23 protein-coding genes and 2 CRISPR repeat arrays are annotated in these 25,020 nt (G+C 69.2%); of the genes, 20 read left to right on the top strand and 3 right to left on the bottom strand.

The genetic code is table 11. From position 1 onward, the window contains the following. Positions 1 to 60 precede the first annotated feature (60 nt). The 13 genes from NLI01S_RS15855 to NLI01S_RS15795 all read left to right on the top strand — a co-directional run bounded on the left by NLI01S_RS15855 (position 61) and on the right by NLI01S_RS15795 (position 13,007). Entirely contained in the window at positions 61 to 1,296 is a 1,236-nt protein-coding gene (locus tag NLI01S_RS15855; RefSeq protein ID WP_067605138.1) for a thiolase family protein, read from the top strand. After that, positions 1,293 to 2,045, top strand: a complete 753-nt coding sequence (locus NLI01S_RS15850; protein ID WP_067605137.1) for an enoyl-CoA hydratase/isomerase family protein — start codon at positions 1,293 to 1,295, stop codon at positions 2,043 to 2,045. The genes NLI01S_RS15855 and NLI01S_RS15850 overlap by 4 nt, the downstream gene beginning before the upstream one ends. Then, a complete protein-coding gene (locus NLI01S_RS15845; RefSeq protein ID WP_067605136.1) occupies positions 2,042 to 2,926 on the top strand; it encodes a 3-hydroxyacyl-CoA dehydrogenase family protein in 885 nt (294 codons plus the stop codon). The genes NLI01S_RS15850 and NLI01S_RS15845 overlap by 4 nt, the downstream gene beginning before the upstream one ends. Next, on the top strand, positions 2,923 to 3,714 hold the full coding sequence (locus NLI01S_RS15840; RefSeq protein ID WP_067605134.1) for an enoyl-CoA hydratase/isomerase family protein: 792 nt from the start codon (positions 2,923 to 2,925) through the stop codon (positions 3,712 to 3,714). The genes NLI01S_RS15845 and NLI01S_RS15840 overlap by 4 nt, the downstream gene beginning before the upstream one ends. 108 nt (positions 3,715 to 3,822) lie before the next feature. Continuing rightward, positions 3,823 to 4,797, top strand: coding sequence for a 1,2-phenylacetyl-CoA epoxidase subunit PaaA (paaA, locus tag NLI01S_RS15835; protein WP_067605132.1), 975 nt, complete (start codon positions 3,823 to 3,825; stop codon positions 4,795 to 4,797). Beyond that, positions 4,794 to 5,105 (top strand): 1,2-phenylacetyl-CoA epoxidase subunit PaaB, encoded by a 312-nt coding sequence (gene paaB / locus NLI01S_RS15830; protein ID WP_067605130.1) that lies wholly within the window; start codon positions 4,794 to 4,796, stop codon positions 5,103 to 5,105. The genes paaA and paaB overlap by 4 nt, the downstream gene beginning before the upstream one ends. A 40-nt stretch (positions 5,106 to 5,145) precedes the next feature. Next, entirely contained in the window at positions 5,146 to 6,024 is an 879-nt protein-coding gene (paaC, locus tag NLI01S_RS15825; protein ID WP_067605127.1) for a 1,2-phenylacetyl-CoA epoxidase subunit PaaC, read from the top strand. Then, the gene (gene paaD, locus NLI01S_RS15820) at positions 6,018 to 6,542 is read left to right on the top strand and encodes a 1,2-phenylacetyl-CoA epoxidase subunit PaaD (RefSeq protein WP_067605125.1); all 525 of its coding nucleotides are present in this window, start codon (positions 6,018 to 6,020) and stop codon (positions 6,540 to 6,542) included. Before paaC ends, paaD begins: the two co-directional genes overlap by 7 nt. A gap of 2 nt (positions 6,543 to 6,544) precedes the next feature. Next, positions 6,545 to 7,648: a 1,2-phenylacetyl-CoA epoxidase subunit PaaE gene (gene paaE / locus NLI01S_RS15815; RefSeq protein WP_067605123.1), complete on the top strand. Its 1,104-nt coding sequence runs from the start codon at positions 6,545 to 6,547 to the stop codon at positions 7,646 to 7,648. A gap of 44 nt (positions 7,649 to 7,692) precedes the next feature. Next, positions 7,693 to 8,070: a hydroxyphenylacetyl-CoA thioesterase PaaI gene (gene paaI, locus NLI01S_RS15810; protein WP_067605121.1), complete on the top strand. Its 378-nt coding sequence runs from the start codon at positions 7,693 to 7,695 to the stop codon at positions 8,068 to 8,070. 142 nt (positions 8,071 to 8,212) lie between these two features. Then, positions 8,213 to 9,436 (top strand): L-rhamnose isomerase, encoded by a 1,224-nt coding sequence (gene rhaI / locus NLI01S_RS15805; protein ID WP_223809262.1) that lies wholly within the window; start codon positions 8,213 to 8,215, stop codon positions 9,434 to 9,436. Continuing rightward, complete coding sequence (locus tag NLI01S_RS15800) at positions 9,424 to 11,529, top strand: bifunctional rhamnulose-1-phosphate aldolase/short-chain dehydrogenase (protein ID WP_084392642.1); 2,106 nt, start codon at positions 9,424 to 9,426, stop codon at positions 11,527 to 11,529. The genes rhaI and NLI01S_RS15800 overlap by 13 nt, the downstream gene beginning before the upstream one ends. Positions 11,530 to 11,534: 5 nt before the next feature. Further along, positions 11,535 to 13,007: a rhamnulokinase gene (locus NLI01S_RS15795; protein ID WP_157091046.1), complete on the top strand. Its 1,473-nt coding sequence runs from the start codon at positions 11,535 to 11,537 to the stop codon at positions 13,005 to 13,007. A gap of 146 nt (positions 13,008 to 13,153) precedes the next feature. Next, positions 13,154 to 14,402: a CRISPR direct-repeat array (repeat unit 29 nt; unit sequence CTGCTCCCCGCGCACGCGGGGATGGACCC). 110 nt (positions 14,403 to 14,512) lie between these two features. Here NLI01S_RS15795 and NLI01S_RS25340 read toward each other — a convergent pair. Further along, the gene (locus NLI01S_RS25340) at positions 14,513 to 14,689 is read right to left on the bottom strand and encodes a DUF397 domain-containing protein (protein ID WP_084392640.1); all 177 of its coding nucleotides are present in this window, start codon (positions 14,687 to 14,689) and stop codon (positions 14,513 to 14,515) included. After that, the gene (locus tag NLI01S_RS15790) at positions 14,686 to 15,504 is read right to left on the bottom strand and encodes a helix-turn-helix domain-containing protein (protein WP_157091044.1); all 819 of its coding nucleotides are present in this window, start codon (positions 15,502 to 15,504) and stop codon (positions 14,686 to 14,688) included. The genes NLI01S_RS25340 and NLI01S_RS15790 overlap by 4 nt, the downstream gene beginning before the upstream one ends. Before the next feature lie 421 nt (positions 15,505 to 15,925). Between NLI01S_RS15790 and NLI01S_RS15785 the strand changes: the two genes are divergently transcribed. Further along, on the top strand, positions 15,926 to 16,276 hold the full coding sequence (locus NLI01S_RS15785; RefSeq protein ID WP_067605115.1) for a hypothetical protein: 351 nt from the start codon (positions 15,926 to 15,928) through the stop codon (positions 16,274 to 16,276). Between the two features lie 620 nt (positions 16,277 to 16,896). Further along, positions 16,897 to 17,658: a CRISPR direct-repeat array (repeat unit 29 nt; unit sequence GTGCTCCCCGCGCACGCGGGGATGGACCC). Positions 17,659 to 17,687: 29 nt separating this feature from the next. Then, on the top strand, positions 17,688 to 18,314 hold the full coding sequence (locus NLI01S_RS15780) for a mycothiol-dependent nitroreductase Rv2466c family protein (protein WP_067605113.1): 627 nt from the start codon (positions 17,688 to 17,690) through the stop codon (positions 18,312 to 18,314). A gap of 329 nt (positions 18,315 to 18,643) precedes the next feature. Here the strand turns inward: NLI01S_RS15780 and NLI01S_RS15775 are convergent, their stop codons facing one another. Beyond that, positions 18,644 to 19,732 carry a LacI family DNA-binding transcriptional regulator gene (locus NLI01S_RS15775; protein WP_067605111.1) on the bottom strand — a complete coding sequence of 363 codons (1,089 nt, stop codon included), beginning with the start codon at positions 19,730 to 19,732 and terminating at the stop codon, positions 18,644 to 18,646. A gap of 237 nt (positions 19,733 to 19,969) precedes the next feature. Between NLI01S_RS15775 and NLI01S_RS15770 the strand changes: the two genes are divergently transcribed. The 5 genes from NLI01S_RS15770 to NLI01S_RS15750 are packed head-to-tail and all read left to right on the top strand — an operon-like array spanning position 19,970 to position 24,941. Then, positions 19,970 to 21,499, top strand: a complete 1,530-nt coding sequence (locus NLI01S_RS15770; protein ID WP_067605108.1) for a sugar ABC transporter ATP-binding protein — start codon at positions 19,970 to 19,972, stop codon at positions 21,497 to 21,499. Positions 21,500 to 21,501: 2 nt separating this feature from the next. Further along, on the top strand, positions 21,502 to 22,524 hold the full coding sequence (locus NLI01S_RS15765) for an ABC transporter permease (RefSeq protein ID WP_067605106.1): 1,023 nt from the start codon (positions 21,502 to 21,504) through the stop codon (positions 22,522 to 22,524). Next, positions 22,514 to 23,548, top strand: a complete 1,035-nt coding sequence (locus NLI01S_RS15760) for an ABC transporter permease (protein ID WP_067605104.1) — start codon at positions 22,514 to 22,516, stop codon at positions 23,546 to 23,548. Before NLI01S_RS15765 ends, NLI01S_RS15760 begins: the two co-directional genes overlap by 11 nt. Further along, a complete protein-coding gene (gene rhaS, locus NLI01S_RS15755) occupies positions 23,545 to 24,606 on the top strand; it encodes a rhamnose ABC transporter substrate-binding protein (protein ID WP_067605102.1) in 1,062 nt (353 codons plus the stop codon). The genes NLI01S_RS15760 and rhaS overlap by 4 nt, the downstream gene beginning before the upstream one ends. A gap of 17 nt (positions 24,607 to 24,623) precedes the next feature. Continuing rightward, positions 24,624 to 24,941 (top strand): L-rhamnose mutarotase, encoded by a 318-nt coding sequence (locus NLI01S_RS15750; protein WP_067605100.1) that lies wholly within the window; start codon positions 24,624 to 24,626, stop codon positions 24,939 to 24,941. Positions 24,942 to 25,020: the final 79 nt, after the last annotated feature.

The raw sequence follows: 25,020 nt of genomic DNA, 5'->3' as shown, positions 1-25,020 counted from the left end.
GTCGATGAGTTCACACCAGGCGGTGGCGCACGCCACCGCGCTCAACATGGGAGGCCGTTCGTGAGCGACGTCTACGTGGTCGACGGGGTCCGCACCCCTCAAGGCCGGTACGGGGGCGCCTTGGCCTCCGTCCGTCCCGACGACCTCGCCGCCCGGGTCGTGGCCGAGGTCGTCCGCCGCGCCGGAGTACCCGGTGAGGTCGTCGACGAGGTCATCCTCGGCGCCGCCAACCAGGCGGGTGAGGACAACCGCAACGTGGCGCGCATGGCGACCCTGCTCGCCGGGCTGGACCCCAGCGTGCCCGGATACACCGTCAACCGGCTGTGCGCCAGCGGCCTGACCGCCGTTTCCTCCGCGGCCCAGGCCATCCGCTCGGGTGAGGCCGACGTGGTGGTCGCCGGCGGCGTGGAATCGATGACCCGCGCCCCCTGGGTGATGGCCAAGCCCGGCACCCCGTGGGCCAAGCCGGGCGAGGTCGCCGACACCTCCCTGGGGTGGCGCTTCACCAACCCCCGCTTCGCCGAAGCCGACGCCCGGGTGCCCGACGGAGCCTCCCCCGACGAGTTGCGCTACACCCTGTCCATGGGCGAGACCGCCGAGGAGGTTGCCACCCTGGAGGGGCTGAGCCGCCAGGAGTGCGACGCCTTCGCGCTGCGCAGCCACGAGCGCGCCATCGCCGCCGCCGAGGCCGGGCGCTTCGACGGCGAGATCGTCCCGGTCACCGTGCACGGCCGCAAGGGCGCCACCCACGAGGTCACCGCCGACGAAGGTCCGCGCGCGGGTTCGAACATGGAGAGCCTGGGCGGGCTGCGCCCGGTGTTCCGCCAGGACGGCATCGTCACCGCGGGCAACTCCTCCTCTCTGTCCGACGGCGCCTCCGCCCTGCTCCTGGCCGGCGCGGACGCGGTGGAGCGGTACGGCCTCACGCCCCGCGCACGGGTGGTCTCCTCGGCCTCGGCCGGTGTCGCCCCCCAGGTGATGGGGCTGGGCCCGGTCCCGGCCACCCACAAGGTCCTGGACCGTGCCGGGTGGAAGCTGGACGAGGTCGGCGCGGTCGAGCTCAACGAGGCCTTCGCGGCACAATCGCTGGGGGTGATGCGCCGACTCGGGCTGAAGGAGGACCGGGTCAACGCCGACGGCGGCGCCATCGCTCTGGGCCACCCGTTGGGTTCCTCCGGTGCGCGCATCCTGATCACCCTGCTCAACCGCATGGAACGCGAGGACGCGCGGCGTGGCCTGGCCACGCTGTGCGTGGGCGTGGGCCAGGGGGCGGCGCTTCTGGTGGAGCGGGTATGAGCGACCACGACGAGGAATTCGAGACCCTGCTGGTGGAGCGGAGCGAGGACCGCACGGTGGTGGAGCTGCACCGCCCCGAGGCCCGCAACGCCATCAACGGACGGATGATCGCCGAACTGCACTGGGTGTGCGCCGAACTGGAGGCCGACCCCAAACCCCTGTTGCTGACCGGGCACGGCACGGTCTTCGCCGGCGGCGCCGACATCTCCGAACTGCGCGAACGCGGCCGCGAGGAGGCCTTGGCCGGGATCAACAGCCGCCTGTTCGAACGGTTGCACCGACTGCCCGCGCCCACCGTGGCGGCGGTCGACGGTTGGGCGTTGGGCGGCGGCGCGGAACTGTCCTATGCCTGCGACATCCGCATCGCCACCCCCACCGCGGTGTTCGCCCAACCCGAGCCGGGCCTGGGCATCATCGCGGGCGCCGGTGCGTGCTGGCGGCTCAAGGAACTGGTGGGTGCCTCGGTGGCCAAACAGGTGCTGCTGGGCGGTTTCCGACTGGACGCCGAGGCCGCGCTGCGTCACGGGCTCATCGCGCGGATCGTCCCTTCCGAGGAGTTGCGCGAGAGCGCCCACGCCCTGCTGGACCGCATGGCGGCCTCCTCACCGATGGCCCTGCGCATGACCAAGATGGTCCTGGACGCCGACGGGGTGCACCCGCTGGCCGACGACCTGACCCAGGCGGTGCTGTTCGAGAGCGCCGACAAGCACGAGCGCATGACCGGTTTCCTGGAGAGGAAGAAGCGTTGACCGAGATCACCCCACGGGGCGTGCCGGAGATCGTGGCCGTCATCGGCGGCGGCACCATGGGTGCCGGCATCGTCCATCAGTTCCTCATGGCCGGCGCACGCGTGGTGTTGGTCGAGGCCACCGTCGAGGCCGCCGAGGCGGGCCGTGGTCGGGTCGCGGCCGGGCTGGACAAGGCGCGTGAACGCGGCAAGATCGACCTCGAACCCGCCCTCTACCTGGCCCGGATGGACGCGGTCGCCGACATCGCCGACATCCCCGCCGAGGCCGGGATCGTCATCGAGGCCGTGCCGGAGAGGCCCGAGCTGAAGATCGCGGTGCTCACCGCGGCCGAGACGGTCGTGGGCGAGGAGACCGTGCTGGCCTCCAACACCAGTTCGTTGTCGGTGACCGAGCTGGCCGCCGCGCTCAAGCGTCCGAGTCGATTCCTGGGCACGCACTTCTTCAACCCGGTCCCGGCCTCCAAACTGGTGGAGATCGTCACCGCGCCCGAGACCGGCACGGCCGTGCTGGAGTCGGTGCGCGGCTGGGCGGGTGCCCTGGGCAAGACCGAGATCGTGGTGCGCGACGCACCCGGTTTCGCCACCAGCCGTCTGGGCGTCACACTGGGTCTGGAAGCGATCCGCATGGTGGAGGAGGGCGTGGCCTCGCCCGCCGACATCGACACCGCCATGGAGTTGGGCTACCGCCACCCGATGGGGCCGCTCAAGCTCACCGACCTGGTCGGATTGGACGTGCGGTTGGCCATCGCCGAGTACCTGGCCGCCGAACTGGGGGACCGGTTCACCCCTCCGGAGCTGTTGCGCCGTAAGGTCGCCGAGGGAAGGCTCGGCCGCAAGAGCGGCGAGGGCTTCCACATCTGGGACGAGGGAGACAAGGCGTGAGCGAAGACAGGGCGGCGTGGTTCGAGGAGGCCGACGGGCTGGCCACGATCCGGCTGAACACCCCGGCGCTGACCGTCCGGGTCAAGGAAGAGCTGCTGGAGGCGGTGAACCGGGCGGCGGAGTCCACCACCGCGCGCGCGGTGCTGTTCCTGGGGTCGGGCAAGGCGTTCTGCGTCGGGCAGGACCTGGCCGAGCACGCGCGTCTGCTGGAGGATCCCTCAGGCCCGGGCGCGTTGGACACGGTGCGCGAGCACTACAACCCCATCGTGCTGGGTTTGGAGCGCATCCAGGTGCCGCTTGTGGTGGGCATCGGCGGGGCCTGCGTGGGCGCGGGGATGGGCTTCGCCCTGGCCGGTGACGTACGGGTGGCGGCCCGTCGTGCCAAGTTCGGCACCGCCTTCACCGGGATCGGTCTGGCCTCGGATTCGGGGCTGGCGATGCGCCTGGTGCGTGCTCTGGGCCAGGCCCGGGCGATGGAACTGATGCTGCTGGGCACCATGATGGTCGCGGACCGCGCCTTGGAGCTGGGTCTGGTCACCGAGGTGGTGGACGACCAGGACTGGGAGACGCGCGCCCACGAGGTGGCCCGGAAGCTGGCCTCGGGACCCACCGCCGCGTTCGTGGCGGCCAAGCGCGAGGTGCGAGCGGCGGCCGAGGGAGGCCTCGAAATGGCGGAGCTGCTGGAGGAGGAGGCGGACCTGCAGAACCAGCTGGGGGAGACCGCCGACCATGTGGGCGCGGTCAACGCGTTCCTGGCCAAGCAGAAGCCCACCTTCACCGGGAAGTAGCCCCCGCGGGGGCGCGCCGGTCTTCGCAGCGCCCCCCTTGCGTCGGACCACCACCTCCGGCGATACTAATTACTGACCGAACGTTCGGTTATGAATGGGGAATGATCAATGTCGACCACGGCCCAGGAAGCGCCCCCCGGCGCCGACGAGGCTCTCCAGGCGGAATTCGACGCCAGGATCGCGGCCAACCAGCGCGTCGAACCACGCGACTGGATGCCCGAGGCCTACCGCAAGACCCTCATCCGTCAGGTCTCCCAACACGCGCACTCGGAGATCATCGGGATGCAGCCCGAGGGAGACTGGATCGCGAGCGCGCCCAGCCTGCGACGCAAGGCCATCCTGCTGGCCAAGGTCCAGGACGAGGCCGGACACGGCCTGTACCTGTACGCGGCCGCCGAGACCCTCGGCGTGGACCGCGCCGACCTCACCGAGCGCCTGATCGAGGGACGTCAGAAGTACTCCTCGATCTTCAACTACCCGGCGCTGAGCTACGCCGACGTCGGTGTGATCGGCTGGTTGGTGGATGGCGCCGCGATCTGCAACCAGGTCCCGCTGTGCCGTACCTCCTTCGGCCCCTACGCCCGCGCCATGGTGCGCATCTGCAAGGAGGAGTCCTTCCATCAGAGGCAGGGCTACGAACTGCTCATGCGCATGATGGCCGGCACCGAGGGCCAGCGCGCGATGGTCCAGGAGGCCGTGGACCGCTGGTGGTGGCCGTCCCTGATGATGCTCGGCCCGCCCGACGCCGACTCGCCCAACACCCGGCGGTCGCTGGCCTGGGGCATCAAGATCGACACCAACGACGACCTGCGCCAGAAGTTCATCGACATGACCGTCCCGCAGGCCGACAAGCTGGGCGTCACCCTGCCCGACCCCGAACTGGCCTGGAACGACGAGCGCGGCCACTACGACTTCGGTGAACCGGACTGGGACGAGTTCAAGCAGGTCATCGCGGGCAACGGCCCCAAGAACGCCGAGCGTGTGGAGCGGCGTCGCGCCGCCCACGACAACGGTGCGTGGGTCCGTGAGGCCGCCACCGCCTACGCCGACAAGCACAGGAGCGCCCGGGAGGTCGCGGCATGAGCAACACCGACGGCACCGGCCCGGCCCGGCCCGAATGGCCCCTGTACGAGGTCTTCGTGCGCGGCAAGCGCGGCCTCAACCACGTCCACGTGGGCTCCCTGCACGCCCCCGACGACGAGATGGCCCTGCACAACGCCCGCAACCTCTACACCCGGCGCAACGAGGGCGTGAGCATCTGGGTGGTGCTCGCCCAGGACATCACCGCCTCCAGCCCGGACGAGAAGGACCCCTACTTCGAGCCCAGCGGTGACAAGGTCTACCGCCACCCGACCTTCTACCCGATCCCCGAGGACGTCCCGCACATCTAGCGCGAACGCACGGGGACGAACGAGGCTTCAAAGGAACGACATGAGTGGCGACAACATCTTCACCGGCCTGACCGAGGAACACGACGGCGACGCCCGCTGGGCCTTCGGCACCGGTTTCACCGAGGCGCTCGCGGGTGTGGACACCACCCTTCCCGTGGGGGTGGACGGCCAGGACCTGGCCCTGTACTGCCAGATGCTCGGCGACGACTCCCTGGTCCAGGCGCAGCGGCTCGTCCACTGGGTGACCGACGCACCCGAACTGGAGGAGGAGGTGGCCTTGGCCAACATCGCGCTGGACCTGCTGGGCCAGGCCCGCCTGCTGCTGGCCCGGGCCGGCCAGGCCGACGGGACCGGCCGCGACGAGGACGCCTTCGCCTACCACCGAGGCCCCGATGAGTTCCGCAACGTGCACCTGGCCGAGGCCCCGCGCGGTGACTTCGCCCGGTGCGTGGCCACGCTGCTCGTGCTCTCCACCTGGCGACTGGCCCTGTTCACCCGACTGGCCGACGGTAAGGACCCGGTGCTGTCCGCCATCGCCGCCAAGGGCGTCAACGAGGTCGCCTACCACCGTGAGTACGCGGTCTCCTGGGCACTGCGCCTGGGCGACGGCACCGAATACTCGCACGAGCGTATGGCCCGGGCGGTCACCGACGTGTGGCCGCTGACCGGTGAACTCTTCGCCACCCACCCGGTGGAGGCCGCCCTGGCCGACCAAGGGGTGGCCGTGGACCCGGCCACGGTGCGCGAGGAGGTCCACCAGGTCCTGGACCAGGTGCTGACCGCGGCCACGTTGGAGGCGCCCGGGCCCTTCCCCACGGCCGAGGTGGCCGGGCGCGAGGGCCGGCACACCGACGAACTGACGCCCCTGCTGACCGAACTCCAGCGGGTGGCCCGAGAACATCCGGAGGCGACATGGTAGCCGCCGCATCGCGGACCGAGGAACATCGTCGCGTGTGGGCGGCGGCGGCCGCGGTGACCGACCCCGAACTTCCCATGCTGACCCTGGCCGACCTGGGCATCCTGCGCGAGGTCGAGATCACCGAGGACGGCGCCGCGCAGGTGTGGATCACGCCCACCTACTCGGGCTGCCCGGCTCTGGCCGAGATGCGCGTGGACGTGGACGCGGCCGTGCGCGCGGCCGGGTTCGAGCAGGTGCGGGTGCGCACCACGCTCTCCCCGCCCTGGACCACCGACTGGATCACCCCACAGGGACGGCGCAAGCTCACCGAGCACGGCATCTCGCCGCCCGGCGGCGCGCCCAGGAGGCCCGCCGGCCCGGTCCCCCTCACCCTGCTGCCCACCCGAACCGTTCCACGCTGTCCGCTGTGCGGTTCGGCCGAGACCGAGGAACTGTCCCGCTTCGGCGCGACCTCCTGCAAGTCGCTGCACCGTTGCCGTTCCTGCCTCGAACCGTTCGAGCACGTCAAGGAGATCTGACCGTGACCACACCCGTCACCGAGACCGCCCCGGCCGCGGCACACGGCCGGGCGGCGTTCCACCGGCTGCGCGTGGCCGCCGTCGAGCGCCTGTGCGAGGACGCCGTCGCCGTCACCTTCGACGTCCCGGACCATCTGGCCGAGGTGTTCGCGTTCGCCCCCGGACAGTCGCTCACCCTGCGTCGTGTGATCGACGGTGTGGAGGAGCGTCGCAGCTACTCGATCTGCGCCCCGGTGGGCCAGGCGCCCCGCGTGGGCGTGCGCCTGGTCGCCGACGGCCTGTTCTCCACCTGGCTGGTCCATCGGGTGCGGCCCGGTGACGAGATCGAGGTGGGCGCGCCCACGGGTCGCTTCAGCCCCGATTTGACCGAGACCGCCCGGCACGTGCTGGTGGCCGCCGGTTCGGGCATCACCCCGGTGCTGTCCATGGCCGCTTCGCTGCTGCGCCGCACCGGCTCCCACATCACGTTGTTGTACGGCAACCGCCGCAGCGACACGGTGATGTTCGCCGACGAGCTGGCCGACCTCAAGGACGCCTTCGGACCACGACTGGAACTGGTACACGTGCTCTCGCGTGAGCCGAGAGAGTCGGAGCTGTTCACCGGGCGTCTGGACGGCGCCAAGCTCGACGCGTTGCTGTCGACCATCATCGCCGCGGACGGTGTCGACCACTGGTGGCTGTGCGGGCCCTACACGATGGTCACCGACGCCCAACGGGTGCTGGCCGAACACGGGGTGGACGGTGAACGCGTCCACCAGGAGCTGTTCTTCGTCGAGGGCGCCGAACCACCGCCCCAGGCACGACACGAGGACCCCGAGGTCGAGGGACCCGCCAGCGAGGTCACCGTCGTATTGGACGGGCGCACCACCACGCTGACCCTGCCCCAAGGGGTGCCCGTGCTGGACTCGGCCCAGCGCTACCGTCCCGACGTTCCCTTCGCCTGCAAGGGCGGGGTGTGCGGGACCTGCCGGGTCAAGGTGTGCGGTGGTGAGGTCCAGATGGTGCGCAACTACGCGCTCACCCCCGCCGAGGTGGAAGCCGGGTACGCGCTGGCCTGCCAGTCGCTGCCGGTGACCGACGCCGTGACCGTGGACTTCGACTCGTGAGCGGGGCGGAGGCGCCTACGGGGCGCAACGAGACCGCCTGGCGGATGTTCGAGGCCGACCGTGCCTCCAAGAACCTGGGCATGCGCCTGCTGGAGGCCACCGATGGGCGTGCGGTGGTGGAGATGGTCGTCGGCCCGCTCATGCTCAACGGCTACGACATCGCCCACGGAGGGTTGTTGTTCACCCTGGCCGACACCGCGTTCGCGTGCGCGTGCAACGTGGACGGTGGAGGGGTGACCGTGGCCTCCGGCGCCGACGTCACGTTCGTGGCCCCGGCCCACGAAGGCGACGTGTTGGTGGCCACCGCCGAGGAGCGTGTGGTCTTCGGGCGCAGTGGCGTCTACGACGTGACCGTCCGCCGGGGCGAGGAGATCGTCGCCGAGTTCCGCGGGCGCAGCCGTACCCTGGCCGGGCACGGATAGACAGGCCGCAGGACCGAGAGAGGGTCGGGGCGAGGTGCCCCGACCCTCTTTTCGGCTTGATGGGTAAAACGTTGTAACCAGGGTGAATAAAGGTGACCGTTGACACCCTTCCAAGTGCCGGGATAGCTTCGACGATACTTGAATGAAACGATTCAATGATCGCGAGCTCCGCGATCCCACCCCACCGAACGGAGCCCCCATCGTGGTCACACCGGACACCCTCGCCGTCCTGCGCCGCCAGCACATCGAGCTCCCCTCCTGGGCCTTCGGCAACTCCGGGACCCGGTTCAAGGTGTTCGCGCAACCCGGGGTGCCCCGCGACCCCTGGGAGAAGATCGCCGACGCCGCCGAAGTGCACCGCCACACCGGCGCCGCCCCCACCGTCGCCCTGCACATCCCCTGGGACGAGGTGGACGACTACGCCGCCCTGGCCGCACACGCCCGCGACCTGGGCATCGCCATCGGCACCATCAACGCCAACGTCTTCCAGGACGACGACTACCGGCTCGGCAGCGTCACCAACCCCGACGCCCGCGTGCGCCGCAAGGCCATCGACCACCTGCTGGAATGCGTCGACGTCATGGACGCCACCGGCTCGCGCGACCTCAAGCTCTGGTTCGCCGACGGCACCAACTACCCCGGCCAGGACGACCTGCGCGCCCGCCAGGACCGTCTCGCCGAGGCGCTGCGCGAGGTCTACGACCGATTGGCCGGCGACCAGCGGATCCTGCTGGAGTACAAGCTCTTCGAACCCGCCTTCTACGCCACCGACGTCCCCGACTGGGGCACCGCCCACGCCCACTGCCTGGAGTTGGGCGAGCGGGCCGTGGTGTGCGTGGACACCGGACACCACGCCGCGCACACCAACATCGAGTTCATCGTCGCGTTCCTGCTACGCGCCGGCAAGCTCGGCGCCTTCGACTTCAACTCGCGCTTCTACGCCGACGACGACCTCATGGTCGGTGCCGCCGACCCCTTCCAACTCTTCCGCATCATGTACGAGGTGGTGCGCGGCGGCGCCTTGGCCACCGACACCGAGGTCGCGTTCATGCTCGACCAGTGCCACAACATCGAACCCAAGATCGCCGGCCAGATCCGCTCGGTGATGAACGTGCAGGAGGCCACCGCCAAGGCCCTGCTCGTGGACGCCGAGGCCCTGGCCGCCGCGCAGGCATCGGGCGACGTGCTGGGCGCCAACGCCGCGTTGATGGACGCCTACAACACCGACGTTCGCCCCCTCCTGGCCGGGTTGCGCGAGGAACAGGGGCTGCACCCCGACCCCATGGCCGCCCACGCCGCCTCCGGATACGGGGAGCGGGTCGCCGCCGAACGCAAGGGCGGAACCCAGGCCGGATGGGGCGCATGACCGGCATCGACCGTCCGACACCATCGTCACACCACGACACCGAACAGGGAAACACCGTGTCCGATCCCGTCGTCGCCCAGCTCATCGCGCGCAGTAACGCTCTCGGTGCCGACCCGCGTAACACCAACTACGCGGGTGGCAACACCTCCGCCGAGGGCGGCGCCATCGACCCCGTCACCGGCCGACCCGTCGACGTGCTGTGGGTCAAGGGTTCCGGGGGCGACCTGGGGACCCTCACCGAGGACGGTCTGGCCGTCCTGCGCCTGGACCGCCTGCGCGCCCTCGCCGGCGTCTACCCGGGCGAGGAGCGCGAGGACGAGATGGTCGCCGCCTTCGACCACTGTCTCTTCGGCAAGGGCGGGGCCGCGCCCTCCATCGACACCGCCATGCACGCCTTGGTGCGCGCCGCGCACGTGGACCACCTGCACCCCGACTCCGGGATCGCGCTGGCCACCGCCGCCGACGGCGAACGACTGACCCGCGAGTGCTTCGGCGACCGCGTGGTGTGGGTGCCCTGGCGCAGGCCCGGATTCCAACTCGGGCTGGACATCGCCCGCATCGCCCAGGAGAACCCGAACGCCATCGGCGCGATCCTGGGCGGACACGGCATCACCACCTGGGGCGAGACCAGCGAGCGGTGTCAGGCCAACTCCCTGGAGGTGATCCGCACCGCCGAGACCTTCCTCGCCGAACGCGGCCGCCCCGACCCCTTCGGTCCGGTCCTGGACGGGTACCAGGCGCTGCCCGAGACCGAACGCGCCCGGCGCGCCGCCGCCCTGGCCCCGGTGATCCGTGGTCTGGCCTCCACCGACCACCGACAGATCGGCCACTACACCGACAGCGACGAGGTCCTGGACTTCCTCGCCCGCGTCGAACACCCCCGACTGGCCGCGCTGGGCACCTCCTGCCCCGACCACTTCCTGCGCACCAAGGTCCGCCCCCTGGTGCTGGACCTGCCCGCCACCGCGCCCCTGGAGCAGGTCGTCGAGCGCCTGCGCGAACTCCACCGGGAGTACCGGCAGGACTACCGCGCCTACTACGAACGCCACGCCGCCGCGGACAGCCCGGCCATGCGCGGCGCCGACCCGGCCATCGTCCTGGTGCCCGGGGTGGGCATGTTCTCCTTCGGCAAGGACGCCAAGACCGCGCGCGTGGCCGGCGAGTTCTACGTCAACGCCATCAACGTGATGCGCGGCGCCGAGGCCGTGTCCACCTACCGACCCATCGAGGAGTCGGAGAAGTTCCGCATCGAGTACTGGGCGCTGGAGGAGGCCAAGCTCAAGCGGCTGCCCGCGCCCAAACCCCTGGCCGGCCGAGTCGCCCTGGTCACCGGTGCCGCGAGCGGTATCGGCAAGGCCATCGCCACCCGCCTGGCCGCCGAAGGCGCCTGCGTGGTCGTCTCCGACCTGGACGCCGACCAGGCCGCCGAGGTCGCGGCCGAGCTCGGCGGTGCCGACACCGCCGTCGGGGTCGGCTGCGACGTGAGCGACGCCGACGCCGTGGCCGAGGCGTCGCGCGCCGCCGTCCTGGCCTTCGGCGGGGTGGACCTGGTGGTCAACAACGCCGGACTGTCCATCTCCAAGCCGCTGCTGGAGACCACCGAACGCGACTGGGACCTACAGCACGACGTCATGGCCAAGGGCTCCTTCCTGGTCTCCCGCGAGGCCGCGCGCCTGATGATCGAGCAGGACATGGGTGGCGACATCGTCTACATCGCCTCCAAGAACGCGGTGTTCGCCGGGCCCAAGAACATCGCCTACTCCGCCGTCAAGGCCGACCAGGCGCACCAGGTGCGCCTACTCGCCGCCGAGCTGGGCGAGCACGGCATCCGGGTCAACGGCGTCAACCCGGACGGGGTGGTGCGCGGCTCGGGGATCTTCGCCGGCGGGTGGGGCGCCCAGCGGGCCAAGGTGTACGGGGTTCCCGAAGAGGAGCTGGGCGCCTTCTACGCCAAGCGCACCCTCCTCGGTCGTGAGGTGCTGCCCGAACACGTGGCCAACGCGGTGTTCGCGCTCAGCGCGGGGGAGCTGTCGCACACCACCGGCCTGCACGTGCCCGTCGACGGCGGGGTCGCCGCCGCCTTCCTGCGGTGAGCGCGGTGGGACCGCACGCCGCGATCGACCTGGGAGCCTCCAGCGGTCGAGTGATCACCGGCCACCTGCGCGACGGTGTCCTGCGCACCGAGGAGACCGCACGGTTCGCCAATACCCCGGTGGCCGTGCCCTTCAAGGGTGGTGAGCGGCTGCACTGGGACGTGTTGTCGCTGTACTCCGGGGCCCTCGCCGGATTGGAGGAAGCGGTTCGGGCCCATGGCCCACTCGCCTCCGTCGGTATCGACTCCTGGGCCGTGGACCACGGACTGCTCGACGCCGAAGGCGCGCTGCTGGGCAGCCCCGTCCACTACCGCGACCGGCGCACCGACGGTGTGCCCGAGCGGGTGTTCGAGCACCTTTCCGCCGAGGAGCTGTACGCCGTCAACGGGCTACAGGTGCAGCCCTTCAACACCCTCTTCCAGCTTGTGGCCTCCGCTGGAAGCGTCCAGCTCTCGATCGCGCGCGACCTGCTTCTGATCCCCGACCTGTTCGGGTGCTGGTTGACCGGTCGCAAGGTGGCGGAGCTGACCAACGCCTCCACCACGGGCCTGGTGGACGTGCGCGAGCGTCGTTGGGCCGATCCTTGTCTGAAGCTGTTGGCGGACACCTTCGAGGTTCCCGCGCGGAGCCTGCTTCCCGACTTGGTCGAGCCCGGTCACATCGTCGGGCCACTGCCCGGGGGTGGAACGTCCTTGGTGGCGGTGGGCTCCCATGACACGGCGTCCGCAGTGGTCGCCGTGCCCGCGCGTACGTCGCGCTTCGCCTACATTTCCTCGGGAACATGGTCGTTGGTCGGGGTGGAGTCGGACCGGCCGGTGCTCTCCGAAGAGGGGAGACAGGCGAACTTCACCAATGAGCTGGGCGTGGACGGGACTGTGCGCTACCTGCGCAACGTGACGGGGCTGTGGTTGTTGCAGGAGTCCCTGCGTGTTTGGTGGGCCCGGGGCCTGGACGTGGATCTGGCCGATCTGCTGGAGCGGGCGGCGCGTCTGCCAGGGCTGAGGTGTGTGGTGGACGTGGACGATCCCCGATTTGCGCCTCCGGGGGACATGCCGGCCAGGATCGTCGAGTTCGCCACCGAGACCGGACAACCAGTGCCGAACGACCCTGTCCAGGTGGTCCGATGCGTACTGGACTCCCTTGCCCTTGCTTATCGACGAGCCGTGCGCCAGGCCGTCGCGCTTTCCGGCCGGGAAGTCGAGGTGGTGCACGTCGTCGGGGGAGGGGCGCGGAACACGTTGCTGTGCGGGCTCACCGCCGAGGCCACCGGATTGCCGGTGGTGGCGGGCCCGGCCGAGGGAACGGCCGTGGGGAACCTGTTGGTGCAGGCCCGTGCGGTGGGTGCCGTTGAAGGGGGATTGTCCGAGCTGCGTCGGGTGGTCGCGGATTCGTTCGAAACCCACACTTACCGGCCGGAAGGAGAGAGTGTTGTCTGGGAAAGGGCTCAACGCTTCCTCTGGCCGGAGGAAGCGCGGTGATCGGTGGATTTCCTGGTCACCTTGTGCCCGGAGGGGACCTGTGTGACTCTTTCCGGAGCATGAAGGAGGGTGGGTGTCTGTTTTGTCTGTTTCTCGACTAGTTGCAGATTCGGGCACTTGGCGTGGGTAAACCCGCAGGTCAGTGACTGCTCCCCGCGCACGCGGGGATGGACCCAGGGTCGACAAACCCTCTTGGCCCTCGGCAGACTGCTCCCCGCGCACGCGGGGATGGACCCCTCCCTCATCCGTCGCGCTCCACCCCTCTTCACTGCTCCCCGCGCACGCGGGGATGGACCCCCCTCCGGGGGTGACTCGCCCTCGACCACCGACTGCTCCCCGCGCACGCGGGGATGGACCCCCGCCCCACCCCTTTTATCGCCCCTTCGAGGGCTGCTCCCCGCGCACGCGGGGATGGACCTGCGGCCCGCGAGACGGAGCTGTCGGAGGAGTTCTGCTCCCCGCGCACGCGGGGATGGACCCCGGCGTGAGGTGGAGAACCGGCGACTGGTGAACTGCTCCCCGCGCACGCGGGGATGGACCCAAGGCCTACCAGCTCGGTGGCCGGTAGTCCGGCTGCTCCCCGCGCACGCGGGGATGGACCCATGCACAGCTTCTTGCGTGCGTGCTGCCTGGACTGCTCCCCGCGCACGCGGGGATGGACCCGACGCCGCGGCATGACCACCGCGATCATCAAGCTGCTCCCCGCGCACGCGGGGATGGACCCGGAGGCGGACGGCCTCGTAATTCCGGAGGACGCTGCTCCCCGCGCACGCGGGGATGGACCCGGCCGCCCCACCCCGCCACCGCAGGAAGGAACCTGCTCCCCGCGCACGCGGGGATGGACCCCGCGCCATCGACATCGCGGCCTCTTCGACGGTCTGCTCCCCGCGCACGCGGGGATGGACCCTCGGCGGGTTTCCCCGTCACGTCCGCCCACGTCTGCTCCCCGCGCACGCGGGGATGGACCCTCGCCCGCCTCGTCCAAGACCACGAGACCGCCGTGCTCCCCGCGCACGCGGGGATGGACCCCGCACAGAGCCGCCGGCCGCCCCCGAACACAACTGCTCCCCGCGCACGCGGGGATGGACCCCGTGGCGGGGCAGCTCGTTGATCGGGACCCTACTGCTCCCCGCGCACGCGGGGATGGACCCAGGACAGGAACGCGGCAGCGTCGGGGATGGTGCTGCTCCCCGCGCACGCGGGGATGGTCCCGCCGTAACCGCCGACGTCGCCGACCTCGGGAGCTGCTCCCCGCGCACGCGGGGATGGTCCCGGGGTCGGGGGTCCTCCGGTACGGGAGAACCCCTGCTCCCCGCGCACGCGGGGATGGTCCCACGGTGCCTCGGGACCCGATGATCGTGGTGGGCTGCTCCCCGCGCACGCGGGGATGGACCCATGAAGTTGTGCGTGGTGCGTGGGTCCTGGCCACGAAGAGCGTTGATCAGTAACCTGAAACACAATCGGTCCCCGCCACTATGATTGGCGGGGACCGATTCTGTTCAGCGCTAGTTCGTGCGCAGGCTACGCAGGAGAGCGGCCCACTCTTGGGCTTTGAAGCCCAAACATCCGGCCTCGCGGTTCTGTGTGTCGCGTATCGACGTGATGACTCCCTCGCGGACCTCTACACAGTCGCCAGAGTGGCCGCTGTAAGAAGATTTGTGGTAGCCGTCCGGAGTATTCACTCAATTTCCTTCCGCCGATCGAAAAGATAGCTCTTGCTCGCTGAAGGAGACAGTGCGACCGCCATCAACGAGTTGAACCTACCGGTGGCGTCCGCGACCACCTGTGGATCATTGTAGATCTGGCCTGTCTGCGCGTTTTCTGAGTACAGGACCGAGTCGACCGCTGACAAGGCGAGGACGGTGAACCCTCCCTCCATCGCCGAGTAAGCGCCCTGATCGTAGGGGATCACTTGGAAGGTCATGAAGGGGTGGTCCAGCCTCTCCAGGATCTTCGCCCACTGAGCTCGCATGGTCCCGTCGCTCCCGACGGAGCGCCAGAGGACCGCCTCGTCGATGACGAAGCGCATCAGTGGTGGATCTGACCTGTCGAGAAGTTCCTGGCGGCGCATTCGAGCGTCCAAGAGTTCCGCGACCTCATAGTGGGGTTTTGGGGGGAATCCGGCGCGCAGGATGGCCTGGGCGTAGTCCTCGGTCTGGAGTAGTGCCGGGACCAGTTGAGGGTGGAAGTGGCTGATGCTCACCGCCTTCGATTCCAAGTCGATGTACTTCGGCAGTGAACGCCTGTGCCCTAGAAGTTTTGTTGATGACCAAAGCTCTTGGAAGTAGTCGCCGGTCCCCAACTTCCCATCTAACAGCTCCGCGAACTGCCTGGTCGGAGGTCGTTCGAGGCGTTCGATCGCGCCAACCTGTTGTCCGGACACACCAATGATTCCACCGAACTCTTTCTGTGACAATCCGGACGAAGATCTCTTAAGGAACATTTCTCGGGCAAAAAGTGATACGGCGGCTTCGTTTACTACCTTTTTCTTTGTCATGACAACAGAAAACCACAACATCGCTAGGCGTGGGGCTAGTCGCAAGAAAACTGTTTGTGGTTCAACCGGTTCCGCACCGGATGCTGCCCTTGCCTGGACCGCATATCCGCAGTTCAGGCAAGGTAAGGATCGCCGCCTGAGGTCGCTCGGTTTGATTCAGAAAGCCGGGATGTCTCGGTGCATGAAAACCCCGGGGCCGAAACAGAAAGTGGCCACGCCGGGGCTGTGAACCCACCCCGAACCACCTGAGGTGAGACGAATGCAGGATATCCACCCTGACTCGGCCACGCCAGAGCAGCCTTACCCGCACAAACTGCACTTTGCGGACCCGAACAGGCACGGAGTTCTCCTGGGCCACACCTGCCCCTCCGTACCCCTGGCCAACTGGTGTCGCACCGTACTGCCCGATCACGCACGTCCGTTGATCCAGGTCACCCGTGTCCTGGTCGACAACGCCCACCGTCACTCGCGCTCTGGTCTGTCCGGCGGCACCGTCCGACTCGTGCTGGACCAGACCCGCCCGCTGTTGCCGCACCTGTACGTCACCGACGAAGGGCCCCGCCGCAGCACCAGCATCACTTACCCACGCCTGGAACCCGACGCGGTGCACAGCGGACTCGCTCTGGTCGAACGGAACTGCGTGTACTGGGATTTCTCCTGGACCTGGGACGGGCATCGGATCCGGGCCCTCACCATGCAGGTCGTCTTCGACCTCACCGAATCCGCCCGACACTCCATGCTCACTCGCGTCGACGTGCGAAGGAACCACTGAGCATGCCCGTCACGAGGTACTCGTTCCGGAACGAGTCGGCCTGAATTGAACGGGCCTGGAACAGCGTCGACGCGCTCTTCCAGGCCCACAAAATCCCGAGCTCCACTCTGCACATGAGGAAGCAGGAATCCATGACGCACCCTATCCCCGCGCCCCGACGTCCGGTGGACTTTCAGCCGAACAAGTCCCGCTCTGTTTCTCCGGATCCGGTGTGCGCTGACTGCACGCATCGCATCTGCCGTGCTGAGCGAGCCCAGAAGCTCCCCCGACTGGGCGGGCGCCGCTCCGAGTTCGCCCACGAACACCACCAGGCCACGCAAATCCAGGCCTGCCACCCGCGACTCCTGATCTACTTCGGAGAAGCAACCCAATCGTTCTGGGTGGCTTCTCCTGCCGGGCTGTCCGAGGCCGGCTCTTTCGATGAGTTGCTTGTTCACGTGTGGAATCTGTCCGGGTTGAGCCGTCTCGCTCCTGAACGGGATTCACGTTCTGGTGCCGCCTTGTCGGCTACCGTAAGGTCAGGCTGAAACGTAGTTCGGGAAAGGGTGTCTGGTTTGTCTGTTTCTCAACTAGTTGCAGATTCGGGCCCTCACGCCAGATGAACTCACAGGTCAGCGAGAGTGCTCCCCGCGCACGCGGGGATGGACCCAGCGCGCGGACAATGTCGGCGTCCCGCTCCGGGTGCTCCCCGCGCACGCGGGGATGGACCCCCCAAGGGCTCGGGGATGGGCATGCCGCGGTAGTGCTCCCCGCGCACGCGGGGATGGACCCAACTGCCCCTGCCGGCCGGTCAGGGCGACCGGGTGCTCCCCGCGCACGCGGGGATGGACCCTCGCCCGCCTCGTCCAAGACCACGAGACCGCCGTGCTCCCCGCGCACGCGGGGATGGACCCGTTACGCGGCCATCGCGCTGGACCGGGTCCGCGTGCTCCCCGCGCACGCGGGGATGGACCCATCAACTCGTAAGCGTTGCGGCCGGTGACGTCGTGCTCCCCGCGCACGCGGGGATGGACCCTACCGGAGCAACCACCACCAGGGGCCCGAGGAGTGCTCCCCGCGCACGCGGGGATGGACCCTGCTTGTCGGGGTTCTTGCGCGCGCGCACGTCGTGCTCCCCGCGCACGCGGGGATGGACCCCGTCTCTGAACAGGGGCGGGACCGCCACCGCGGGTGCTCCCCGCGCACGCGGGGATGGACCCAAAACCGGTGATGCGCGACCAGGCCGAGGAGAGTGCTCCCCGCGCACGCGGGGATGGCCCCCGGATCGTTCGCCCCGCGTATTACGCACTGGAGTGCTCCCCGCGCACGCGGGGATGGACCCACGAAGCGCTCCAACTCGAGGTTGATCCAAGGCTGCTCCCCGCGCATGCGGGGATGGGGCCGGGCATCACCCCCAGGCAGGAGAACCAACATGAGTACCACGACCACAGGAACCACCGTCAGCGATATCCAGACCGGTTGGGTCGTGGACTTCTGGCTCGACCCCGCCTGCCCCCTCACTCGCCATACCGCCCGTTGGATCACCCAGATCGCCGGCGAAGTGCCGCTCGAAGTGAACTGGCGCGTCATGAGTCTGTCGATCCTCAACGAACACCGCGACGACGATCCTGAGGGCGATCCCCATGGCTACCTCTGGATCCCCGCACGCGTCGCGGTAGCCGTCCAGACCAAGCACGGACACGACGCGCTCGGTGCCTTCTACGACGCGCTCTGGACCGACCCCGATGGCACCGAAAGGCAATGGCCCGGTGAACTCGATGCGGCGCTGCAACGCACCGGTCTGCCTGTGGAACTCGCGAAGGCCGGCACATCCACCGACTACGACTCCGAGCTACGCGCCTCCCACCACGACGGAGTCGATCGCATCGACGCCGAGATAGGGACGCCGGTCCTGGCCATCACAGCGCCGGACGGAGGGCAACGGGCATTCTTCGGACCAGTCCTCGACACAGTCCCCACGAGGAGCGAACGGCTTCGTCTGTGGGAAGCGATGGCCATCTTGACCAAGGTCCCGACCCTCCGCGAGATCAAGGCATGAGTGAGCCGACCACGGTCCGACAGCTCGACCCTGGCAGCGGCGTTCCGTCCTGTAACGCTCAGCCCGGATGGATTCGGGGGATCAACGGGGCTGTTCTTGGTGCGGGTGGGGTGCCCGGGGTCGAGGTCTCTCGGGTGGTTGGTCGGGAAGGAGGGAGAATCCACCTCCTACTCAACAACTCCGGGGTTATCCAGCTCAGGTGTGCCGCCGTCCACCCTTGGTGAATCGTTTTAAACCCGTACTGCCAAGATCGCAATCGGTAGGGACGAGAACGCTCACACGTGCGACCTTCGGCTCAGCTCGGCCCAGTCCGGCGAAGTCGACGCAACTCAGGCCCGATGCGCGGCCGTCGAGCCGCGCAGCACGATCTCCGGGGTGAAAAGCCGGCGCTCGTGCCGGTGGCCGGGGTCGTCGAAGTGCTCCCGGAGTAGGCTCATCGCGGTGCGCCCCAGCTTGTACTTGGGCTGGGCGACCGTGGTGAGCCCGGGGTGCACGAGGGCGGCGACGTCGATGTCGTCGTAGCCCATCACCGAGATGTCGTCGGGGGCGCGCAGGCCACGTCGGCCGAGCCCCTTGAGGAAACCCAGGGCGAGTTGGTCGTTGGCGCAGAAGACCGCGGTGGAACGCTGGCGTGGCCCGCCGGCCAGGACGGTGTCCACGGCCTTCTCGCCCTGTTCGGGGTTGAGCTGGGGCACGTGCACCAGGTCCAGGGCGGTGTCCGGGTCCAGGCCGGCCTCGATGACGGCCTGGAGCAGACCCTGGTGGCGGCGGTGGACCTGGTCGATGGAAAAGGGGCCGGTCAGGAACGCGATCCGTTCGTGGCCGAGGCCGATGAGGTGGCGTCCCGCGGCCAGTCCGCCGGCCTCGTTGTCGACGCTGACGCTGCACCCTTCCTCGACGGGCACGTCTCCGCGATCCAGCGCGACCCAGGGGATCCCCTGCTTGCTCAACCAGCGCAGGTCGGACAGGTCGTCGTCGATGGGCATGACGACCGCGCCGGCGGCGCGCTGTCCGGCGAGCAGGCGTAGGTTGCGCTCCTGCCGGCCGTGATCCTCGGCGGAGTTGAGCAGCAGCACCGCCAGGCCGGACTCCACCGCCTCGTCCTCGACCCCGCGCGCGACCTCCGTGAAGTAGGGGTTGGTCACGTCCAGGACCAGTAGTCCCACGCAGTCGCTGCGGCCGGACCTCAGGTTGCTGCCGGAGGAGTTGCGCACGTAGTCGAGTTCGCGGATGGCGGCCTCGACGCGTTCCCTGGTCTCCGTCGCCACCCGTTCGGGGCGGTTGAGGACGTTGGACACGGTCCCGGGCGAGACCCCCGCGTGCTTCGCGACCTGGGTGATGCCGACGGAGCGCCGGGCCGCGGTGGGGTTCGGGTTCTCGGGCACGTGCGGTACTCCCAGCCTGGAAGGTGCGCTCATGGTCGCACCGTGATTGAAACGTGTCAATGTCAATCGTACAAGTGGCTCATGGGCGAGGGGCGCCCCTCGCCGAGTGGGACGGCGTTGTGAGCGGTCCTGGCCCTTTATCAGGATGTTTCCTGGATGTCTTGACGGCTGTCTGTGGCCTAATTAACATCACCTTCATCTTAAAACGTTTTCTCCACTGCCCTCTCCCGCGCACGACCTGACGCGAGTCCTCAACGGAAGGAGGACAGCATGGCGGTTCGAGGCCCCACGGGTCCGCCCGTCCTCTCCCTGGCCGACGTGAGCAAGGCCTTCGGCAACGTCCGCGCCCTTCGGGGCATGTCCCTGGAACTCCATCCGGGCGAGATCCACGCCCTGGTGGGGGAGAACGGGGCCGGCAAGTCCACCCTGGTCAAGACCCTGGCCGGAGTGCACCGCCCCGACCACGGCCGTGTGCTGGTCGACGGCGCACACGTGGAGTTCACCGCCCCCGTCGACGCCCAACGGGCCGGGGTCGCGGTCATCTATCAGGAACCCACCCTCTTCCCGGACCTGTCGGTCACCGAGAACATCTTCGTCGGCCGCCAGCCCCGCACCCGGTGGGGCACCATCGACAAGGCCCGCATGCGTCGCCTGACCAGGGAGGCGTTCACCAGTCTGGGTGTGGAGGTCGACCCCGAACGCCCCGCGCGTGGACTGTCCATCGCCGACCAGCAGTTGGTGGAGATCGCCAAGGCCATCACCCGCGACGCCCGGGTCCTGATCATGGACGAGCCCACCGCCGCGCTGTCCGGGGTGGAGGCCGAACGCCTGTTCCGGGTCGCCCGCTCCTTGCGCGAGGCGGGAGCGGCGCTGTTGTTCATCTCCCACCGCTTCGACGAGGTGTTCGCCCTCAGCGACCGGGTCACGGTCGTGCGCGATGGATCCTTCGTCTCCTGTGACCCCACCGGCGACCTGGAGGTGGACACCGTGGTGCGCCGCATGGTCGGCCGCGACGTCGACGACCTCTACCCCGAACAGCAGGAGGCCGTCATCGGTGAGACCGTCCTGGAGGTGGAGGGGCTCACCCGGCAGGGGGTCTTCGCCGATGTCTCCTTCACGGTGCGGGCTGGGGAGATCGTCGCGCTGGCCGGGCTCGTGGGCGCCGGACGCAGCGAGGTCGTACGCGCAGTGTTCGGGGTGGACCGCTACGACCTCGGCGCGGTCCGGGTGTACGGTCGACCGCTCCCCGCCGGTCGGCCCAAGGCCGCGATGGCCGCCCACATGGCCTTGGTCCCAGAGGACCGCCGCCAGCAGGGGCTGGTCATGGAGTCCTCCATCGCCCGCAACGCCACCGCCACCCGTCGCCGCACGCTCAGCCGCGCCGGTCTGCTGACCTCGCGCGCGGAGAACGAGGCGGCCCACCACTGGGGGGAGCGTCTGCGCCTGAAGTTCGGCGACCTGACCGACACGGTCTCCACCCTGTCCGGCGGCAACCAGCAAAAGGTCGTCCTGGCCAAGTGGCTGTCCACCGAACCGCGGATCCTGTTCGTGGACGAGCCCACCCGGGGGATCGACGTGGGCACCAAGGCCGAGGTCCACCGTCTGCTCACCACCCTGGCGGGGGAAGGGGTGGCCGTGGTGATGGTCTCCAGCGAACTTCCCGAAGTCCTGGGCATGGCCGACCGTGTCCTGGTGATGCACGAGGGTCGGCTCACCGCAGAACTCGACCGATCCGAGGCCACCGAGGAGTCCGTCATGTACGCGGCCACCGGAACGACCGCGGGCAAGGGGGCGACGTGACGGTGACCGACACCGAGGCCCCGGTCGGGTCCAGCACGACCGGACGTGTCCGGCGCACCCCTCGGGTGCGTGAACTCGGCGTGCTCCTGGCGGTGGTCCTGCTCATCGCGGCCACGTGGCTGAACAACCCCGGGTTCCTCTCCGGCCAGGGCGTGCGCGACCTCTTCCTCGGCGCGACCGTGCTGTCCGTCCTGGCCGTGGGCCAGGCACTGGTCCTGATCACCAAGAACGTCGACCTGTCGGTCGGTTCGGTGATGGGACTGTCGGCCTTCGGGACGGGCACCCTATTCGTCGCCTTCCCCGGGCTCCCCGTCCCCGTGGTGCTCCTCGCCGGTGTGGCCGTCGGAGCCCTGTGCGGGGCGGTGAACGGCTTCCTGGTCACCTTCGCCCAGGTGCCCGCGCTGGTCGTCACCCTGGGCACGCTCTACGCCTTCCGCGGGCTCGGCCACTGGTGGGCCGACGGTGGCCAGGTCAACGCCCACGACATGCCCTCCGCTTTCCTGGACCTGGGTCGGTCGAGCGTCCTGGGCGTACCGCTGCCCGCCGCCGTCGCCATCGTCGTGGTCGTCGGTGTGGGCCTGTTCCTGTCCCACTACCGCTCGGGCCGTGAGCTGTACGCCATCGGATCCAACGTCGAGGCGGCCCGCCTGGCCGGCATACCCGTGGGGCGCCGGGTCCTGGCCGTCTTCGTCGCCAACGGCGCGCTGGCCGGTCTGGCCGGAGTCCTCTTCGCCGCCCGCTACGGCACCGTCGACTCCACCGTCGGCTTCGGCATGGAGTTGCAGGTCGTGGCCGCCGCCGTCGTGGGCGGCGTGGCCATCGCCGGGGGAGTGGGCACCGTCTACGGCGCCGCCCTGGGCGCCATCTTGCTCACCACCATCACCGCCGCCCTGCCCATCTGGCGGATCGACCAGTTCTGGCATCAGGCCGTCGTCGGCGCGCTCATCCTGGCCGCCATCGGCCTGGACCGACTGCTGGCGCTGCGCTCGGCGCGCAGGCTCAGAGGAGGTCCCCGTGGCTCCTGACACCGTCGCCCCTTCCCCCACCCCGGGAAGGTTCCGAACCCTGCTGTCGGCCCGCGAGGCCCCCGTGGTCGGCGCGTTGGTGGTGGCGTTGTTGTGCGCGTCGATGTTCGTCGACGTGTTCGCCACCGGCCGCAACACGAGTTTCCTGTTGTTGAGCGTGGCCGCCATCGCCCTCATGGCCCTGCCTATGACCCTTATCGTCATCACCGGGGAGATCGACCTGTCGGTGGCCTCCACCCTGGCCCTGACCAGCGCGACCCTGGGCGTGCTGTGGGAGTCCGGTGTCCCGATCGAAACGGCCCTGGTGATCTGCCTGGTGATCGGCGCCCTGCTCGGCGCCCTCAACGGGGTACTGGTCACCGTGATGGGGTTGCCCTCCCTGGCGGTCACCATCGGCACCATGGCCCTGTATCGGGGCCTGGCCTACGTGTTGCTCGGGGATCGGGCCGTGGCCAGTTACCCGCAGAACTGGGTGAGCGGGGCCCGCGCACCCTTGCCCGGGGTCGAGGGCCTGCCCTGGGTCGCGGTGGCGATCCTCGTGCTCGCCCTGCTGTTCGCCGTGTTCCTGCACGCCACCGGTGCCGGACGTTCCCTGTTCGACATCGGCAACAACGACGAGGCCGCCCGTTTCTCCGGAGTGTCGGTGAAGTGGACGAAGTTCTGGCTCTTCACGCTCAGCGGCGTGGTCGCCTCCTCGGCCGGGCTCTTTTGGACCCTGCAGTACGGCACCTCCCGCGCCGACACCGCCTTCGGCCTGGAATTGCAGGTCGTGGCGGCCGTCCTGCTCGGCGGGGTGTCCATCTTCGGCGGCGTCGGTTCGATCCTGGGCGTGATGAGCGGCGTGCTGTTGCTCGGTGTCCTGCGAAACGCCCTACAGCTGTTCGGCGTCAGCAGCGATGTCCTGCTCATCGTCACCGGCGCGATCCTCATCGCCTCCGTCATCACACCCAACCTCGTGGCCCGGGTCCGCTCCCGGCGCGCACGCCCACTCGCATCCCGTACCCCCGAGGGAGACACACCATGATCGACCCCCGACGCCACCTGTTCCTCACCGCGACCGCGGCGGTGATGCTGCTGGCCACCGCCTGTGGCGGCACCACCATCGACGACGCCCAGGACGAGGACGCCCAGGGGCCCACGGGAACCGCCGACCCGGACGCGGAGATCCCCGAGGGTCTGGCCATCGACTTCCTGCCCAAGCAGCTCAACAACCCGTTCTTCGACCTGGTCAACGCCGGGGGAGAGGAAGCGGTCGAGGCGGTGGGCGGTGTGGCCACCGAACGCGGCGGTACCGAGGCCACCGCCGACTCCCAGGTGGAGTACATCAACGCCGCCAGCCAGGCCGGCAGCGACGTCATCGTCATCGCCGCCAACGACCCCGACGCCGTGTGCCCGTCCCTGAACGAGGCGCGTGACAACGGCGCGGTCATCGTGGGTTATGACTCCAACGCCAACTGCACCGACGTTTTCGTCAACCAGTCCAGCAACCGGCTCATCGGGCAGACCCTGGTGGACATGGTCGAGGGACAGCTCGGCGGCGAGGGCACCTTCGCGGTCCTGTCGGCCACGCCCAACGCCACCAACCAGAACGCGTGGATCGAGGAGATGGAGCAGATCCTGCAGGAGGACGAGTACGCCGACCTGGAGTTAGTGGACACCGTCTACGGCAACGACGACGACCTGGAGTCGTTCCAGGAGATGCAGGGACTGATGCAGTCCCACCCGGACCTGGACGCGGTCGTCTCGCCCACCACCGTCGGCCTGGCCGCCGCGGCCCGCTACGTCAGCGATTCGGAGTATCAGGGCGAACTGGTGGTGACGGGCCTGGGCACACCCAACCAGATGCGCGAGTTCGTGCACGACGGCACCGTCGGACAGTTCGCGCTGTGGAACCCGCACGAGCTGGGCTACCTGGCCGGGTACACCGGTGCCGCGCTCAAGGCCGGGCGGATCACCGGCGCGCAGGGGGAGACCTTCACAGCCGGAGACCTGGGCGAGTTCACGTTCGAGACCGACGGCGAGGTCGTGCTGGGTCCGCCGTTGGTCTTCGACGCCGACAACGTCGACGACTTCGACTTCTGACCGGAAAAGGAGACCGAGTGCGACGAGTGTGTTTCGTGCTGAAGGTGCGCGAGGATCGGTTGGCGGAGTACCGCAGACGCCACGCCCAAGTGTGGCCGCGGATGCGTCGGGCCCTGTCGGAGAGTGGTTGGCACAACTACTCGCTGTTCGCCGACGAGCGGGGCATGGTGATCGGTTACCTGGAGACCGAGGACTTCGAAGCGGCCCGTGAGGCCATGGCCCGGACCGAGGTCAACGCCCGCTGGCAGGCGGAGATGGCGCCCTTCTTCGAGGGCCTGGACGGACGCCCGGACGAGGGGATGATCCCCCTGACCGAGATCTTCCATCTACCCTAGATGAGTGATTCCAAGGGGCGGATGTGGATGTCGGGTGTGTGGGTGGGGCGCCTGAGGTAGGGACCCTGCTGGTGGTCTG

It is taken from the genome of Nocardiopsis listeri NBRC 13360, assembly GCF_001570765.1.
In the GTDB taxonomy this organism is placed as follows: Bacteria; Actinomycetota; Actinomycetes; order Streptosporangiales; family Streptosporangiaceae; genus Nocardiopsis; species Nocardiopsis listeri.
This window is presented reverse-complemented; position numbering and strand designations above follow the sequence as displayed.

Bases quoted from the DNA above. Each gene is read 5' to 3' on its own strand.
- paaA (WP_067605132.1), top strand. From the start codon at position 3,823: ATGTCGACCACGGCCCAGGAAGCGCCCCCCGGCGCCGACGAGGCTCTC.
- rhaI (WP_223809262.1), top strand. From the start codon at position 8,213: ATGAAACGATTCAATGATCGCGAGCTCCGCGATCCCACCCCACCGAAC.
- NLI01S_RS15800 (WP_084392642.1), top strand. From the start codon at position 9,424: ATGGGGCGCATGACCGGCATCGACCGTCCGACACCATCGTCACACCAC.
- paaB (WP_067605130.1), top strand. From the start codon at position 4,794: ATGAGCAACACCGACGGCACCGGCCCGGCCCGGCCCGAATGGCCCCTG.
- paaC (WP_067605127.1), top strand. From the start codon at position 5,146: ATGAGTGGCGACAACATCTTCACCGGCCTGACCGAGGAACACGACGGC.
- NLI01S_RS15850 (WP_067605137.1), top strand. From the start codon at position 1,293: ATGAGCGACCACGACGAGGAATTCGAGACCCTGCTGGTGGAGCGGAGC.
- paaD (WP_067605125.1), top strand. From the start codon at position 6,018: ATGGTAGCCGCCGCATCGCGGACCGAGGAACATCGTCGCGTGTGGGCG.
- paaI (WP_067605121.1), top strand. From the start codon at position 7,693: ATGTTCGAGGCCGACCGTGCCTCCAAGAACCTGGGCATGCGCCTGCTG.
- NLI01S_RS15775 (WP_067605111.1), bottom strand. From the start codon at position 19,732: ATGAGCGCACCTTCCAGGCTGGGAGTACCGCACGTGCCCGAGAACCCG.
- NLI01S_RS15770 (WP_067605108.1), top strand. From the start codon at position 19,970: ATGGCGGTTCGAGGCCCCACGGGTCCGCCCGTCCTCTCCCTGGCCGAC.
- rhaS (WP_067605102.1), top strand. From the start codon at position 23,545: ATGATCGACCCCCGACGCCACCTGTTCCTCACCGCGACCGCGGCGGTG.
- NLI01S_RS15780 (WP_067605113.1), top strand. From the start codon at position 17,688: ATGAGTACCACGACCACAGGAACCACCGTCAGCGATATCCAGACCGGT.
- NLI01S_RS15790 (WP_157091044.1), bottom strand. From the start codon at position 15,504: ATGACAAAGAAAAAGGTAGTAAACGAAGCCGCCGTATCACTTTTTGCC.